The following is a 15,375-nucleotide window of genomic DNA, read 5'->3' on the forward strand; positions in this document are numbered from 1 at the left end:
GGGCGTCAGCTTTCCACCGGGGCAGGCTCCTCGTAGCGGGTGGCCCCCCGACCGGAGGACCCGCGCGGCTCGGCGCTCTCGTCCTCGGCCGGCTGCTCGACGCGGCGGACCAGCATCGTGTCGATGCGGTTCCGGCGCCCGCCGGTGCTCTCGGCCATGAGCCACAGGCCGCCGATCTCCGCGGCGGAACCCTCGATGGGCACCCGGCCGAGCTCGCGGGCCAGCAGGCCGCCGACGGTCTCGACGTCGTCGTCCTCGGGCAGCTCGACGCCGAACAGCTCGGCGAGGTCCTCGACCGGAAGCCGGGCGGTGACCCGCATCGACCCGTCGGGCAGCTCCTCGACCGGCGGGCGCTGGAAGGCGTCGTGCTCGTCGGCGATCTCGCCGACGATCTCTTCGAGGATGTCCTCGATGGTGAGCAGGCCGGCGAAGCCGCCGTACTCGTCGACCACGATCGCGATGTGGATGCGCCGTGCCTGCATGTCCCGCAGCAGCTCGTCGACCGGCTTGGATTCCGGCACGAAGGCCGGCGTCCGCATCAGCTCCTCGACCTTGGGCCCGCGCTGGTCGGTGCTGTTCTGCGACCGGCGGACGAGGTCCTTGAGGTAGACGACGCCGACGACGTCGTCGACGTTCTCGCCGATGACCGGGATGCGGCTGAAGCCGCTGCGCAGGGCCAGCGCGAGCGCCTGGCGCACCGTCTTGTGCCGCTCGATGTAGACGACGTCCGTGCGCGGCACCATGACCTCGCGGGCGATGGTGTCGCCCAGCTCGAACACCGAGTGGATCATGTTCCGCTCGCCGGACTCCACCACCCCGCGCTCCTCGGCCATGTCGACCAGCTCTCGCAGCTCGACCTCCGAGGAGAACGGGCCGTCGCGGAAGCCCCGGCCGGGCGTGATCGCGTTGCCGACCAGGATGAGCAGCGTCGCCACCGGGCCGAGCACGCGCCCGAGCAGCCTCACGACGCCGGCCGTGGCCAGCGCGGTGCTGTACGCGTGCTGCCGGCCCAGGGTGCGCGGACCGACGCCGACGAGCACGTAGCTGATCACGGTCATCACCCCGGCCGCGGTGAGGAACGTCTGCCACCCGCCGCCCCAGAGGTCGTAGAGCACGACGGTGACCAGCACCGCGGCGACCATCTCGCAGACGATGCGCAGCAGGAGGAGCAGGGCGACGTGGCGGGCACGCTCGAGGACGACCTCCTCCAGGGCGGCCGCCCGCTTCACGCCGTCGCGGCGGAGCTCCTCGACCCGGGCCTTCGACACCCGCTGGAGGGCGGCGTCCATGGCCCCGAAGAGACCGGCGAGCGGGACGAGCAGGACCGCGACCACGAGCAGGGTGATCGCACCGGAGTCCATCAGGCTCTGCCCATCAGGCGCGCGGCTCCCGGGTCGCGGGCTCACCGGTCACCGGTTGACGGGGAGCGGCTCGCCAGCCCTCGATGAGCTTCTGCTGGAGACCGAACATCTCCTTCTCCTCCTCCGGCTCCATGTGGTCGTAGCCGAGGAGGTGCAGCACGCCGTGCGTGGCCAGCAGGATCAGCTCGTCGTCCATGGTGTGCCCCGCAGCGCGTGCCTGGCGGACCGCCACGGCTGGGCACAGGACGACGTCACCGAGCAGGGCGGGGCCGGGTTCGGGGTCGTCGGGACGGGCGGTGTCGAGCTCGTCCATGGGGAAGGCGAGGACGTCGGTCGGGCCCTTCTCCCCCATCCAGCGCTCGTGCAGGCTGCTCATGTACTCGACGTCGACGCAGAGCACCGACAGCTCGGCCATGGGGTTGACCTGCATCTCGCCGAGCACGAACCGGCAGATGGCGGCCAGCTCGGCCTCGTCCACGGCGATCTCGGACTCGTTCGCCACCTCGACGGGCACGCCGGTCAGCTCCCCTGGCGGCGCGGTCGGGACGTCCGGACCGGTGCGCTCGCACCCGGCCGGGCGGCGGTGGGCTGCCGGGTGGCGTCCCACCGCTCGTAGGCGTCGACGATGTTCCCGACCAGCCGGTGCCGGACGACGTCGGTGCTGGTCAGGTTGGCGAAGTGCACGTCGTCGATGCCGTCGAGGATCTCGCGCACGATCTTGAGCCCGCTCTGCGCACCACCGGGCAGGTCCACCTGCGTGACGTCACCGGTGACGACGATCTTGGACCCGAAGCCGAGCCGGGTGAGGAACATCTTCATCTGCTCGGCGGTGGTGTTCTGGGCCTCGTCGAGGATCACGAACGCGTCGTTGAGCGTGCGCCCGCGCATGTAGGCCAGCGGGGCGACCTCGATCGTGCCCGAGGCCATCAGCTTCGGGATCGACTCCGGGTCGACCATGTCGTGCAGCGCGTCGTACAGGGGCCGCAGGTAGGGGTCGATCTTCTCGCTCAGCGTCCCGGGCAGGTAGCCCAGGCGTTCGCCGGCCTCGACCGCCGGGCGGGTCAGGATGATCCGGTTGACTTGCTTGGTCTGCAGCGCCTGCACGGCCTTGGCCATGGCCAGGTACGTCTTGCCGGTACCGGCCGGGCCGATGCCGAAGACGATGGTGTGCTCGTCGATGGCGTCGACGTAGCGCTTCTGGTTCAGCGTCTTGGGCCGGATGGTGCGGCCCCGGCGGCTGATGATGTCGAGGCTGAGGACGTCGGCCGGGCGCTCGGACCCGCCGCTCTTCAGCATCGCGATGACCCGGCGGACCGAGTCGGGGCGCAGCTGCTGACCGGTGCCGATGAGCGCGATCAGCTCGTCGAAGACGCGGACGGCGAAGGCGTTGTCGGCCGGCTGCCCGGTGACGGCGATCTCGTTGCCGCGCACGTGCACGTCGGCGTCGACCTCGGTCTCGACGAGACGGAGGAGTTCGTCGGCCGACCCGAGGAGGGCGACCATCGGGACGGAGTCGGGGACGGTGATGGTGGCCCGGACCGGCGGAGGGGCCTGACCGGACGGAGCGGGCGAACCGGCTCGGGCGACGTCCGCGGCGGCGGCCTGCGCGGACGCCTCACGGGACATGTGGGCACCCGGCGCGGGGACGCCTGGGGAGGTGTCGGGCAAGAACCCTCGACCCTGCCTTCCTGAAAGGAGACGAACGGACCGGTCGAGTCTACCCGCGCAGAGCCACCGGAATCCTCGCTTCGCCCGGGAGTACCCGGCTCCGGGGCATGTGTCCGGTCACCTGGCCGCTACTACCGGCCCGAGTACGTCGCCTTGCCGGGGCCCTCGGTGAGGAAGGAGGCGACGGCGCCGCGCAGGTCCTCGGTGGCGAACAGGGCGCCGGACACCTCGGGGACCAGGGCGTCCGCCGCGCGGGCGCCGTTGCGGACCGTGGCCGCGACGAGCTGCTTGGTGGCCGCGTGCGCGACCGTCGGCCCCGCGGCGACCCGGTGGGCGTACGCCCGCGCCGCGGCGGCGAAGCCCTCGTCGGGCAGCACCCGGTTGACCACGTTCCACCGCTCCAGGACGGCGGCCGGGTAGCGCTCGCCGGTGAAGACCAGCTCCCGCGCCCGTGCCGGCCCGGCCCGTTCGGCCAGCCGCTGCGGCCCACCCATCGACGGCGTGAGGCCGACGACGATCTCCACCAGGCCGAACGACGCCTTCTCCGCGGCGAACAGGACGTCGCAGGCCAGCGCCAGCTCGAACGCTGCGGTGAGCGTGAGCCCGTGGGCGGCGAAGACCGTCGGGACGGGCAGGTCCTCGATCGTCTGGGAGACCGTCAGCAGCCGCGCCCACAGCTCCGCGCCCCGCTGCGCCGGGTCGGGGCCTTCGGCGATGTCCCGGAAGTAGGTCACGTCCACGCCGCCGGAGACGACCTTGCCGCGGGCCTCGAACAGGACCGCCCGCGCCCGGTCCTGGCGCGCCGGGTCCGTGAGGCCGACCAGCTCGGCGGCCACCGCTTCCAGCGCGTCGAACGTCGGCCCGTCGAACAGGTTGAGCGGCGGGTTGTCCAGGACGACGACGGCGACATCGCCGTCCCGCTCGATGCGGAGGGGTCCAGGCCTGTCGACGTCGGTCATGCCGCGATCCTCGCAGGGGTCAGCCGGGCGGCCACCCGAGGCCCCGGCCGCCCAGCACGTGCAGGTGGACGTGGTGCACGGTCTGCCCCGCCTGCGGGCCGGTGTTGGCGACCAGCCGGTAGCCGGGCTCGGCGTTCCCGTCGGCGACCAGCCCCTCCTGCGTCGCGACGGCGTGGGCGCCGGCCACCACGTCGGCGAGCAGCTCCGGGTCGGCGGTGACCAGCGCGCCCGCCGTCGCGTGGTGCTCCTTGGGGATGACCAGGACGTGCGTGGGCGCCTGCGGGTTGATGTCGCGGAAGGCGAGCACGCGGTCGGTCTCGTGGACGACGTCGGCGGGGATCTCGCCGGCGACCATGCGGCAGAAGAGGCAGTCGGTCACGGCGTCGACCCTAGAGCCCGCCGTGCTGGGTGGGACCGTCCCGCCGTCGGGAGTCGGTGTCGACCCCCAGGTAGGCCTCGACGATCCGCTCGTCGGCGAGCAGGTCCGCGGCGGGACCGGAGTGGACCACCTCCCCCGTCTGCAGCACGTACCCGTGGTCGGCGGCACGGAGGGCCCGGCGGGCGTTCTGTTCGACCAGCACGACGGTGGTGCCCGACGCCCGGATCTCCTCGATGACGCGGAACACCTCGTCGACGATCTTCGGGGCCAGCCCCATCGACGGCTCGTCCATGAGCATCACCGCGGGCTCTGCGACGAGGGCCCGGGCGATCGCCAGCATCTGCTGCTCACCGCCGGACAGCGCCCCGGCGGGCAGTGCGCGGCGCTCGGCCAGCACCGGGAAACGGTCGTACATCGCCGTGATCGACTTCTGCGCCGTTCCCCCGGTGTGCCAGGCCCCCATCTGCAGGTTGTCCTCGATGGTGAGGGTGGCCAGGATCTGGCGTCCCTCGGGAACCTGCACCAGGCCCCTCTTCACGAGAGCGTGCGCAGGCGTCCGGGTGATGTCCTGTCCCCGGAAGGTGATGCGCCCTCCGGCCGGGCGCAGCATCCCGGAGACGGCGTTGATCACCGAGGACTTCCCTGCGCCGTTCGCGCCGACGAGCGTCACGAGGGATCCCTGCTCGGCCTCGAACGAGACGCCTCGGACGGCCTGGACTCGCCCATAGCTGACCCGCAGGTCCTCGACGCTGAGGATGGGGTCGCTCACGTCGCATCCCTCGATGTCGTGTCCGGTGGTTCCAGCGTGCCGGCTGCACTCGGGCCCACGTTCGTGACCGCGCCCGCCGGAGCATTCTGGGCGGCGCCACCGGTCGGGTCGTCGAGGGTGCCCTCGGCGATCGACCCCGTCACCGGCTCGTGGTCCTCGGTGCCGAGGTAGGCCTCGATGACCGCCGGGTCAGCAGCGATCTCCTCGGGGGTACCGCTGGCGATCACCTCCCCGAAGTTCAACACCACCACGCGCGTGCAGGTCTCGAGGACCATGCCGACGTTGTGCTCGATGAAGAGGATGGTCAGGCCGTCCGCGGCCAGCGACGTGATGAGCGCCGACAGCTTCGCCGCCTCGACGTGGTTCATGCCGGCGGCCGGCTCGTCGAGGATCAGCAGGGAGGGCTCGGAGGCCAAGGCCCGCGCGATCTCCAACCGGCGCTGGTCGCCGTAGGACAGGGACGACGCCCGGTTGCCCGCCAGGTCGCCCAGTCCCACGCGGTTCAGGCACCGGGCCGCGTGCTCCAGGGCCGCCCGTTCGTCGCGACGCGACGAGGGCAGCCACAGCAGCCGCCGCAGGAACGTGGGCCGGCTGACGAGGTGGCCGCCGACCAGCACGTTCTCCAGCGCCGAGAGGCGGTTGAACAGCTTGGAGTGCTGGAACGTGCGGCTCACACCCGCCCCGGCCAGCTTGTGCACCGGCGTCCGGCCGATGCTCGCCCCGAGCACCGTGGCGCTCCCGGAGCTGGGCGGCACCAGGCCGCTGATCATGTTCACCAGGGTCGTCTTGCCGGCCCCGTTGGGACCGATCAGCCCGACGACCTCGCCGGCGCGGATCTCCAGGTCGATGTCCCGGACGGCGTGGACGCCGCCGTACTCCTTGCCCAGCCCGGCCAGCGTCGCGACCGTCTCGCCGGCGGCCGGGTGACGCCGGGCGGCCAGGTGCGCGCCGCGGTCGCCGTCCCCGCCGTCGGACTGCGGCATCCGGGTGCGCCGCGGGATGAGGCTGGCCAGGCCGCCGGGCAGGAACAGGATCACCACGAGGAGCAGCAGGCTGGCGAGGAAGGGGCGGATCCATCCCGCTTCGACCCCGACCGCGCGCTGGATCTCCGGGATCATGGTCTGGAAGCCGCTGCCCAGCAACGGGCCGAGGAACATGGTCGAGCCGCCCAGGACGGCGGTCACCAGGCCCTCGACGGCAGCGACGAAGTCGAAGTCGCCCGGCGCGATGAGCCGGACGTAGTAGGCGTAGAGGACGCCGTACAGGCCGGCGACCGCACCGGAGGTCACGAACGCCGCGAGCCGGTGCCGCCCCACGTCGATGCCCATCGACCGGGCGGCGAGCTCGTCCTCGCGGATGGCCTCCAGCGCACGGCCGTACCGGGACCGCCCCATCCGCCAGAACCAGTAGGCGACGACGGCGAGCGCCGTCCAGGCCATCCCGACGGTGAGGATGCGGGGCACGGCGAGCCCCTGCGCGCCGCCGGTCCACTCCTGGTTGAGCAGCACGATGCGCACCGCCTCGGCGAACCCGAGGGTGGCGATGGCAAGGAAGACGCCGCGCAGGTGCATCGTGGGCAGCCCGAGGACGACGGAGGCCAGGGCGCCCACGGCCATGCCGAGCACGACGGCGATCAGCAGCGCCGGCACGTCGCCGACGTCGTCCCCGCTGGGGGCGAGGCTGGCGGCGGAGAACGCCGCGAGTGAGGCGAACCCGGCCTGCCCCAAGCTCAGCTGGCCGGCGATCAGGACGGCGTAGAACGAATAGGCGAATATCGCCCCGAGTGCGATGAAGGTCAGCGTGGTCGCGTACTCGAGCAGCATCAGACCTCCCGGACCTTCCGGGCGCCGAGCAGGCCCTGCGGACGCAGCAGCAGGATGAGGAACAGCAGGCCGAAGGCGATCACGTCGCGCCAGGACGACCCGATGTACTGCACCGCGAAGACCTCGGCCAGGCCCAGGGCGAGCCCGCCGATGAGGGCCCCGGGCAGCGAGCCCATCCCGCCGACGATGATGACCGCCAGCCCCTTGAGCTCGATCGCCGAGCCCATGCCGAGCTGCGCGGTGTTGACGTTGATCGCGAACAGGACGCCCGCCACGGCGCCGAGGGCCGACGAGATGGCGAACGTGACGGCGGTGATCCGGTCGACGTTCACGCCCAGCACGCGCGCCGCGTCCGGGTTCTCCGCGACCGCCCGCATGCCGCGGCCCAGGCGGGTCCGCGTGACCATGTAGGTCAGGCCCACCATCAGGGCGAGGGAGACGCCCAGGATCACCACCTGCACCAGCGTCACCTGCGCGCCGGCCACCTCGTACCGGGTGTCGGGGAACGACCCGGCCGGGAACCGTCGGGTGTCCGGGCCGTACCGCCACTGGAGCAGGGCGATGACCATCCCGGCCAGCGCGATGGAGGAGATGAGCCCCGCGAAGTGTGCGTCGGCGCGACCTTTGAGAGGGCGGAACGCCAGCCGCTCGATCAGCAGCCCGAGCACCGCGCCGAAGACGAACACGATCGGCAGAGCCGCCCACAGGGAGAGCCCTCCCCGCTCGACCAGCTCGATGCCGACGAATGCCGACGCCGCGAAGACCGCGGGGTGAGCCAGGTTCAGCCGGTCCAGGATGCCGAACACCAGCGTGAACCCGATGGCGAACAGCGCGTAGATCGAGCCGATGAAGATGCCGTTGAGCAGTTGCTGCACAGCGGTCCCTAGGTCGTCGTGGATGCAGGCCCCGGGCGCCTTGCCCGGCCGGTTCCCCGGCCGGACAAGGATGCCGGGTCACTCCAGGACGGCGAACGCCCCGTCCTGGACGACCTGCACGACGGCCGGGTGGACGGCGTCCCGGTTCTCGTCGATGGAGAACTCGCCGAGCACCGTCGGGACGCCCTCCAGCTCGCCGAGCGCCGCCTTGATCTCCTCGCGGTCGGCCGAGCAGTTCGCCCGCACGGCCTGGTCGACGAGCATCAGGCCCGCGTACGCCTGCGCGGCGAACTGGTCGGGCGCCGCGTCGTACTCGGCCTCGAAGTCCTCCAGGAACGCCTGGTTCTCCGGGTTGTCCGAGGAGGAGTTCCAGGCGGCGCCGACGACGACACCCTCGGCCGCGTCGCCCGCGTCGGCCATCAGGCGCGGGTTGTTGAATCCGTTGCCACCGATGATCGGCACGTCGATGCCGAGCTCCCGGGCCTGGGTGACCAGGGGGATGGCGGCCTCGATGAGGCCCGAGACCACGAGCGCGTCCGGGTCGCTCTCCTGGGCCTGCGTCAGCAGCGCACGGAAGTCGGTGTCGGACTTGGAGAAGGTGATCTCCTCCGCCACCTCGACGCCCTCGTCCTCCAGTGCACCGGCGAAGGCCTCGTAGCCGGACTCCGTGAACGCGTCGTCGTTGCTGTACATCACCACGACGTTCTTGAGGCCGTACTCCTCGGTGGCCTTCGCGATGGTCTGCGGGATCACCGCCTGCTCGGTCAGCGAATTGCGGAAGATGTAGTCGCCGATGTCGGTGATGCCCGCGGCGGTGTTGGAGATGCCCAGGACCGGCACGCCGGCCTCCTGGGCGATCGGGTCGGACTGCACCGCCGCGTTCGACAAGGTCGGGCCGATGATCAGGCTCACGTCCTGGGAGACGAACTGGTCGAACAGCGTGATGCCCTGACGCGGGTCGGTCTGGTCGTCCTCGATGGTGAGGTCGTAGGTGACGCCCCCCTTCTCGGCCAGCTGCGCGGCGGCCAGCTCGAGTCCCCGCTGCTGGGACTCTCCGTAGCTGGCGGCGGCACCGGTGAGGCTGAGGACGGCGCCGATGGGCACCTCGCCGTCGATGGTGCAGGAGTCGCCGGTGCCCTCCCCGGAACGGTCCCCCGAGGCGGCCTGGTCCGCGTCCCCGTCGCCGGAGCCGCAGGAGGCGAGGACGAAGACCGCTGCGGTGGCAGCGGCGACGGTGTTCAGCTTGGCGCGCATGTCTCTCCAGTTGTCGTGCGTGGGACCGCGTCGGCGCCGCCCGACCCGTGCGCGGGGGCCCACGCGGGGCAGCGGTCCGGCATCCGCCTACGGCGGACGTGGTGCGGCCGACCGGTCTCGGCCGGCCTGTCGCAGACGTCACAGTAAGCACACGCGGACGACTCCTCACGAGAGGAGGTGGTCACCGTTCCCAGAACGTGACCGTGCCGCCGCCCGGCAGCGCGACGATCATCGGGCGGGCACGATGGCCCCCTCTGCCCGCTCTCACCCGGAGGTCTCCCGTGCCCGCACCCCGACCCCATCCGAGGACGTAGTGAGCCTCGCTCGCGCCGCCCGGTCGGGTGGTCCCGCCGACGCACTCCCCGCCTCTGCAGTCCACGCCTTCTCCCGCCGCACGCTCCTCGCCGCCTCCGGCCTGGCGCTCGCCACCACCCTCGCCGCCTGCGGCCGCACCTCCCCCGTGTCCGGGCCGTCCGACCCGTCGGGCCCGCTGCGCATCGGCGCGATCCCCGACCAGGACCCCGAGGTCCTGCAGCGCCTCTACGGCATCGTCGCCGACGCGCTGTCCGGGGCCCTGGACCTCGACGTCTCCTACGCACCGGTCACCGACTACGCGGCGGCGGTCTCGCTCTTCCGCACCGGCGACCTCGACCTGGTGTGGTTCGGCGGGCTCACCGGTGTCCAGGCCCGGCTGCAGACCGCCGGCGCCGTGCCCATCGCCCAGCGGGACATCGACGCCGACTTCCACTCCGTCTTCGTCGTCAACGCCGCCACCGGGCTGACGCCGTCCGACGACCTCGCACTGCTGGCCGGGCGCCGGTTCACCTACGGCAGCGAGACCTCCACGTCGGGCCGGCTCATGCCTGCCTTCTTCCTGCGCGAGCAGGGCGTCGACCCCGACGGCTTCCCGGGCGGGCCGGGGTTCTCCGGCTCGCACGACGCGACCCTGGCCCTGGTCGCCTCGGGCACCTACGAGGCGGGCGTGCTCAACGAGCAGGTCTGGACGAGCCGGACGGCGGAAGGAGCGGTCGACCCGGCCGTGGTGCGGTACGCCCGCACCCCTGCCTACTCCGACTACCACTGGCTGCTCGGCCCCTCGGCGGTCGACCGGCTGGGCGAGGACCTGCCGGACCGCCTGACCGACTGGTTCACCGGGCTGTCGGCCGACGACCCGGGCGACGCCGAGGTGCTCGAGCTGTTCGGTGCGGGGTCGTTCATCCCCACCGAGGCCGCGAACTACGACCAGATCGAGGAGATCGGTCGCGACCTCGGGTTGATCAACTGACCGAGGTCCTCCGGCTCACCGGGATCGAGGTCCGCTTCGGCAGCACCCCCGCGCTCGACGGGGTGGACCTCGCGGTGGCCGCGGGCGAGCGGGTCGCGGTCGTCGGGGCGTCCGGCGCCGGGAAGTCGACGCTGCTCGGCGTCGTCAACGGCTCCGTGCCACCGACGGCGGGCGGGGTGCGGGTGCACGGCGGCGACCCTGCCGCCCTCCGGGGCCGGGAGCTGCGCCGGCTGCGCGCACGGACCGGCACGATCCACCAGCACCTGGAGCTGGTCGGACCGCTCCGGGTGGTGCACAACGTCAACGCCGGCCGGCTCGGCAGCTGGTCGGCGGCCCGGGCGCTCCGGTCGCTCGTGCAGCCGCACGGTCTGGACGACGTCCGGTCGGCGCTTGAGCAGGTGGGGCTGGCCGACCGGATGTTCGAGCGGACGGACCGGCTCTCGGGTGGCGAGCGGCAGCGGGTGGCGCTGGCCCGGGTGCTCGTGCAGCGCCCGGACCTCGTGCTCGCCGACGAGCCGGCGTCCGCGCTGGACCCGGCGCTGGCCGACGAGGCGATGCGGCTGCTCGGCGAGCTGGCGGCCGACCGGGGCGGGGCACTCCTGGCCTCCCTGCACGACCCGGCCCTGGCACTCCGGCACTGCGACCGCGTCGTGGGCCTGGCCGCCGGCCGGGTGGTCCTCGACGCCCCCGCCGCGTCGCTGACCCTCCCGGAGCTCGAGGCGTTCTACGGGGTGGTGCGGTGACCGCCGTGCTGGCGGCCCCGCCCCTGCACCGCGACCGGCGTCGGTGGGCATGGGGGCTCGGCGGGCTCGTCGTCCTCGGCTGGTCGCTGGCGGGCGCCGGGCTGTTCTCCGGCCCGGTGCTCAACCCCTCGGGCCTGCGGCAGTTCGGCCGCTTCGCCGCCGCCGCGCTCTCCCCCGCGCACGACGCCGAGTTCCTGCGCGTGCTGGCCGAGGCCACGCTCGTGACCGTCGCCTATGCGGCGCTCGGTGCCGCACTCGCCGTCGTCCTGGGCTCGCTCGGCGCGGTGGCGGTGTCGCGCACCACCTGGGGACGGCGCCGCGCGGGCTGGACGGCGGTGCGCGGGGTGCTCGCCGTGCCCCGCGGTCTGCACGAGGCGGTGTGGGGGCTGCTGCTGGTCAACGTGCTGGGCCTCGACCCGTGGGTCGGGGTGCTGGCGATCGGGATCCCCTACGGCGCGGTCACCGCGAAGGTCTTCGCCGACCTGCTCGACGAGGTGCCCCGCGGCGGGTACGAGGCGCTGCTCGCATCGGGCGCAGGCCGCGGCACCGCGGCGCTCTACGGGCTCCTCCCCCAGGCGGCCGGCGGGCTCCTCTCCTACTCGTTCTACCGGCTCGAGTGCGCCGTCCGGTCGGCCGTCGTCCTGGGCCTCATCGGTGCCGGTGGGCTCGGCTACCAGCTGGCGCTGTCGTTCGCGTCGCTGCGCTGGGAGCAGGTGTGGGCCGCGGTCTACGCGCTGGCGGCGCTCTGCGTCCTGGCCGACGTCGGGGGCCGGGCGGTGCGCCGCCGGGTGGCCGAACCGCGGTCCGCCGATGGCTCCCGGCCCGCACGCGACCGGGTGCTCGTCGTCGCCGGGCTGGGGTCCCTCGCGCTCGTCGCCTGGTCGTGGTGGTTCCTGGCGCTGTCACCGGCGACCCTCACCTCGGCGCGCACGGTCGACCAGCTGTCCTACGTGCTGGATGCAGCCTGGCCGCCCGCGACCGAGGGCGACCTCCTGACCGCGATCGGGTCGGCCGCGGTGGACACGGTGCAGATGTCGGTCATCGCGATCGCCGTCGCCACGGCCGGCGCCGTCCTGCTCTCCGGGGTGGCCGCCCGACGGCCGGGGACCGGGCCCGCGCGGTGGGCCGCCGGCCTCGCCGTCCGCCTGATCCTCCTGCTGCTGCGGGCCGTCCCTCCCCCGGTCTGGGCTCTGGTGCTGCTCTTCGTCCTGCTGCCCGGTGTCCTGCCCGGCGCGCTGGCGCTGGGCGTCTACGCCTTGGGGGTGCTGGGCCGACTGGTCGCCGAGGCGTCGGAGGAGGTGGACGGCCGTCCCCGGGCAGCCCTGCGCGCCTCCGGGGCACCACCCCTGGGCGCCTGGCTGTACGGCGTGCTCCCTGCGCTCGGCGGGCCGGTGCTCGCGCTGGCCCTGTACCGCTGGGAGGTGGCGATCCGGGACACCGTGCTGGTCGGCCTCTTGGGCGCGGGTGGCATCGGGGTGCTGCTGTCGGGACGGATCGCCGCCTTCGACTGGGCGGCGGTGACGACGGTGCTCGCCGCGATCGTGCTCCTCACCCTCGCCGTCGACCTGGTCAGCGAGCGGGCCCGCGCCGCGCTGCGCTGAGCCTCGCCCGCTCCGGTGCGCGCTCCTCCTCGCCGTGCACCGCGTGGTCGGCGACCGCCCCGCCCGGTCGCCGGCCTCCGCCCCCCCATAACGGTTCGGTTCCCCCGGGGGGCCGGAACGGTGTCGGCTCCCTAAGCTGCCAACCGGCAGGCGCCGTCAGGGGCGTTGGCAGGAGTGCGAGGGGGCGCTCATGTCCGGAACCATCACCACCGCCGACACCGGCGGGAGCTCGCCGGCCGGTCCGGCTGCCGGAGGTGGCCGATCGATGAAGACGGTCGCCATCTGGACGGTCGTCGCCGTCGTCGGAGCCGTCTGCTGGGGCGTGCTGGCCATCGCCCGAGGGGAGACGATCTCGGCGCTGTGGCTGCTGTTCGCCGCCCTGTGCTCGTACGCGATCGCCTACCGCTTCTACTCCCGGTTCATCACCTACAAGGTGCTGCGGGCCGACGACAAGCGGGCCACCCCGGCCGAGCGGCTGGAGAACGGCCGTGACTTCGACGTCACCGACCGCCGGGTGCTCTTCGGCCACCACTTCGCGGCCATCGCCGGCGCCGGACCACTGGTCGGCCCCGTGCTCGCGGCGCAGATGGGCTACCTGCCGGGCACCATCTGGATCGTCGTCGGCGTCATCTTCGCCGGCGCCGTCCAGGACCTGACGGTCATGTTCTTCTCGATGCGCCGCAACGGGAAGAGCCTCGGCCAGATGATCCGCGAGGAGATCGGGCTCGTCGGCGGCATCGCCGCGCTGATCGCCGTCTTCGCCATCATGATCATCATCCTCGCGGTGCTGGCGCTGATCGTGGTGAACGCGCTGGCCGAGTCGCCGTGGGGGGTCTGGTCCATCGGGCTGACCATCCCGATCGCGCTGTTCATGGGCGTGTACCTGCGCCGGCTCCGACCCGGACGGGTGCTCGAGGCGACCGGCATCGGCGTCGCCCTGCTGCTGCTGGCGATCGTCTCCGGCGGCTGGATCGAGGACAGCGGCCTCGGTGAGACGCTGACCCTCTCCAAGGAGTGGCTCGTCCTCGCGCTGGTCGTCTACGGCTTCGTCGCCTCGGTGCTGCCGGTCTGGCTGCTGCTCACCCCGCGCGACTACCTGTCGACGTTCATGAAGATCGGCGTCATCGTCCTGCTCGCGGTGAGCCTGATCATCGCCCGCCCGGTGCTCCAGGCGGAGGCGGTCACGGACTTCGCCCGCGAGGGCACCGGCCCGGTCTTCGCCGGCTCGCTGTTCCCGTTCGTGTTCATCACCATCGCCTGCGGGGCGCTGTCGGGCTTCCACGCGCTGATCTCGTCCGGGACGACGCCGAAGATGGTGGCCAAGGAGAGCCAGGTCCGGCTCATCGGCTACGGCGGCATGCTGATGGAGTCCTTCGTCGCCGTCAGCGCACTGATCGCCGCGTGCGTGATCGACCAGGGCCTCTACTTCGCGATGAACAGCCCGGCCGGTGCCACCGGCGGGACGGTCGAGTCCGCGGCCACCTTCGTGCAGGGTCTCGGCTTCGACACCTCCGCGCAGGACCTGGCCGCGGCGTCCGCGGCGGTCCAGGAGGAGACGCTCATCTCCCGGACCGGTGGGGCGCCTGCGCTGGCGGTGGGCCTGGCCCAGGTGTTCAGCCAGGCGTTCGGCGGCGGCGGCCAGGCGTTCTGGTACCACTTCGCGATCATGTTCGAGGCGCTGTTCATCCTCACCGCCGTCGACGCCGGCACCCGCGTGGGCCGGTTCATGCTGCAGGACACGATCGGCAACGTCTGGAAGAAGTTCGGCGACCTGTCGTGGCGGCCGGGCAACATCATCGCCAGCGCCGTCGTCGTCGGGCTCTGGGGCTCCGTGCTCTACATCGGCGTCACCGACCCGCTGGGCGGGGTCAACCAGCTCTTCCCGCTGTTCGGCATCGCCAACCAGCTGCTCGCCGCGATCGCGCTGACGCTGTGCACCGTGCTGCTGGTCAAGCACGGGAAGCTGCGCTACGCCTGGGTGACCGGGATCCCGCTGGTGTGGGACCTGGTCGTCACCATGACCGCCAGCTGGCAGAAGGTCTTCTCCGGTGACCCGCGGGTCGGCTACTTCACGCAGGCCGGGGTCTACCGCGACGCGCAGAACGCCGGAGAGGTGCTGGCACCGGCCCAGGACCAGGGCCAGATGGACCAGGTCATCTTCAACTCCACGCTCAACGGCATCCTGCAGTCGGTCTTCGCGCTGCTGACGCTGGTCGTGGCCGCGCACGCCGCGGTGATCATCGCGAAGGCGATCCGCGCCAACGGTCTGCCGACGACCGAGGAGCCGGCGGTGCCGTCGAAGATCGTCGAGCCGGCCGGGCTGTTCCCGACGGCGGAGGAGAAGCGGGCCATCGCCGAGCACGAGCGGCTGGTCGGCGCCGGGTCCGGGCGCAGCGAGGCGGAGGAGAAGTGACCGCCGCGCTGACCCGCGCCTGGGAAGGGGTGCGCTGGTACCTCAAGGAGTTCACCGGCGAGGCCCGCTGGGACGACTACGTGGCCCACTGCACGGAGCACGGGCACACCCCGATGAGCCGGTACGAGTTCGAGCGGGCCCGTACCGACGCCGCGGAGAAGAACCCGATCTCGCGCTGCTGCTAGACGGCCTTCGCGGACGTGGGCGGATCGCCCGCGTGCATCAGCGAATGCACCCCCATGCGT

General features: G+C 72.6%; 14 protein-coding genes. 5 read left to right on the forward strand and 9 right to left on the reverse strand.

Annotation, left to right across the window (positions count from 1 at the left end; all coding sequences use genetic code 11):
- Positions 1 to 5: 5 nt before the first annotated feature.
- The 9 genes from CRP30_RS16380 to CRP30_RS16420 form a co-directional block, all read right to left on the reverse strand.
- Positions 6 to 1,361 carry a hemolysin family protein gene (locus CRP30_RS16380; protein WP_097185088.1) on the reverse strand — a complete coding sequence of 452 codons (1,356 nt, stop codon included), beginning with the start codon at positions 1,359 to 1,361 and terminating at the stop codon, positions 6 to 8.
- A gap of 13 nt (positions 1,362 to 1,374) precedes the next feature.
- Complete coding sequence (ybeY, locus tag CRP30_RS16385) at positions 1,375 to 1,875, reverse strand: rRNA maturation RNase YbeY (RefSeq protein WP_097185348.1); 501 nt, start codon at positions 1,873 to 1,875, stop codon at positions 1,375 to 1,377.
- A 5-nt stretch (positions 1,876 to 1,880) separates the two neighbouring features.
- Positions 1,881 to 2,987, reverse strand: coding sequence for a PhoH family protein (locus CRP30_RS16390; RefSeq protein ID WP_200814813.1), 1,107 nt, complete (start codon positions 2,985 to 2,987; stop codon positions 1,881 to 1,883).
- Positions 2,988 to 3,160: 173 nt separating this feature from the next.
- On the reverse strand, positions 3,161 to 3,988 hold the full coding sequence (locus tag CRP30_RS16395) for an enoyl-CoA hydratase/isomerase family protein (protein WP_097185089.1): 828 nt from the start codon (positions 3,986 to 3,988) through the stop codon (positions 3,161 to 3,163).
- Between the two features lie 19 nt (positions 3,989 to 4,007).
- Positions 4,008 to 4,367 (reverse strand): histidine triad nucleotide-binding protein, encoded by a 360-nt coding sequence (locus CRP30_RS16400; protein WP_235003486.1) that lies wholly within the window; start codon positions 4,365 to 4,367, stop codon positions 4,008 to 4,010.
- Between the two features lie 10 nt (positions 4,368 to 4,377).
- The gene (locus tag CRP30_RS16405) at positions 4,378 to 5,136 is read right to left on the reverse strand and encodes an ABC transporter ATP-binding protein (protein ID WP_097185090.1); all 759 of its coding nucleotides are present in this window, start codon (positions 5,134 to 5,136) and stop codon (positions 4,378 to 4,380) included.
- Entirely contained in the window at positions 5,133 to 6,959 is a 1,827-nt protein-coding gene (locus CRP30_RS16410; protein WP_097185091.1) for a branched-chain amino acid ABC transporter ATP-binding protein/permease, read from the reverse strand. The genes CRP30_RS16405 and CRP30_RS16410 overlap by 4 nt, the downstream gene beginning before the upstream one ends.
- Positions 6,959 to 7,834, reverse strand: coding sequence for a branched-chain amino acid ABC transporter permease (locus CRP30_RS16415; RefSeq protein ID WP_097185092.1), 876 nt, complete (start codon positions 7,832 to 7,834; stop codon positions 6,959 to 6,961). The genes CRP30_RS16410 and CRP30_RS16415 overlap by 1 nt, the downstream gene beginning before the upstream one ends.
- Before the next feature lie 78 nt (positions 7,835 to 7,912).
- Positions 7,913 to 9,088, reverse strand: coding sequence for an ABC transporter substrate-binding protein (locus tag CRP30_RS16420; RefSeq protein WP_097185093.1), 1,176 nt, complete (start codon positions 9,086 to 9,088; stop codon positions 7,913 to 7,915).
- Between the two features lie 313 nt (positions 9,089 to 9,401).
- Here CRP30_RS16420 and CRP30_RS16425 point away from each other — a divergent pair, with 313 nt between their 5' ends.
- The 5 genes from CRP30_RS16425 (at position 9,402) to CRP30_RS16445 (ending at position 15,315) form a co-directional block, all read left to right on the forward strand.
- Complete coding sequence (locus CRP30_RS16425) at positions 9,402 to 10,373, forward strand: putative selenate ABC transporter substrate-binding protein (RefSeq protein ID WP_235003487.1); 972 nt, start codon at positions 9,402 to 9,404, stop codon at positions 10,371 to 10,373.
- A 62-nt stretch (positions 10,374 to 10,435) separates the two neighbouring features.
- Positions 10,436 to 11,116 (forward strand): phosphonate ABC transporter ATP-binding protein, encoded by a 681-nt coding sequence (locus CRP30_RS16430; RefSeq protein ID WP_235003488.1) that lies wholly within the window; start codon positions 10,436 to 10,438, stop codon positions 11,114 to 11,116.
- On the forward strand, positions 11,113 to 12,717 hold the full coding sequence (locus tag CRP30_RS16435) for a PhnE/PtxC family ABC transporter permease (RefSeq protein ID WP_097185095.1): 1,605 nt from the start codon (positions 11,113 to 11,115) through the stop codon (positions 12,715 to 12,717). Before CRP30_RS16430 ends, CRP30_RS16435 begins: the two co-directional genes overlap by 4 nt.
- A 265-nt stretch (positions 12,718 to 12,982) precedes the next feature.
- Positions 12,983 to 15,130 (forward strand): carbon starvation CstA family protein, encoded by a 2,148-nt coding sequence (locus CRP30_RS16440; protein ID WP_235003489.1) that lies wholly within the window; start codon positions 12,983 to 12,985, stop codon positions 15,128 to 15,130.
- Positions 15,127 to 15,315, forward strand: coding sequence for a YbdD/YjiX family protein (locus tag CRP30_RS16445; protein WP_097185097.1), 189 nt, complete (start codon positions 15,127 to 15,129; stop codon positions 15,313 to 15,315). The genes CRP30_RS16440 and CRP30_RS16445 overlap by 4 nt, the downstream gene beginning before the upstream one ends.
- The last annotated feature ends 60 nt before the right edge of the window (positions 15,316 to 15,375 follow it).

The sequence above is a fragment of the Blastococcus haudaquaticus genome (genome assembly GCF_900230285.1).
Lineage (GTDB): Bacteria > Actinomycetota > Actinomycetes > Mycobacteriales > Geodermatophilaceae > Blastococcus_B > Blastococcus_B haudaquaticus.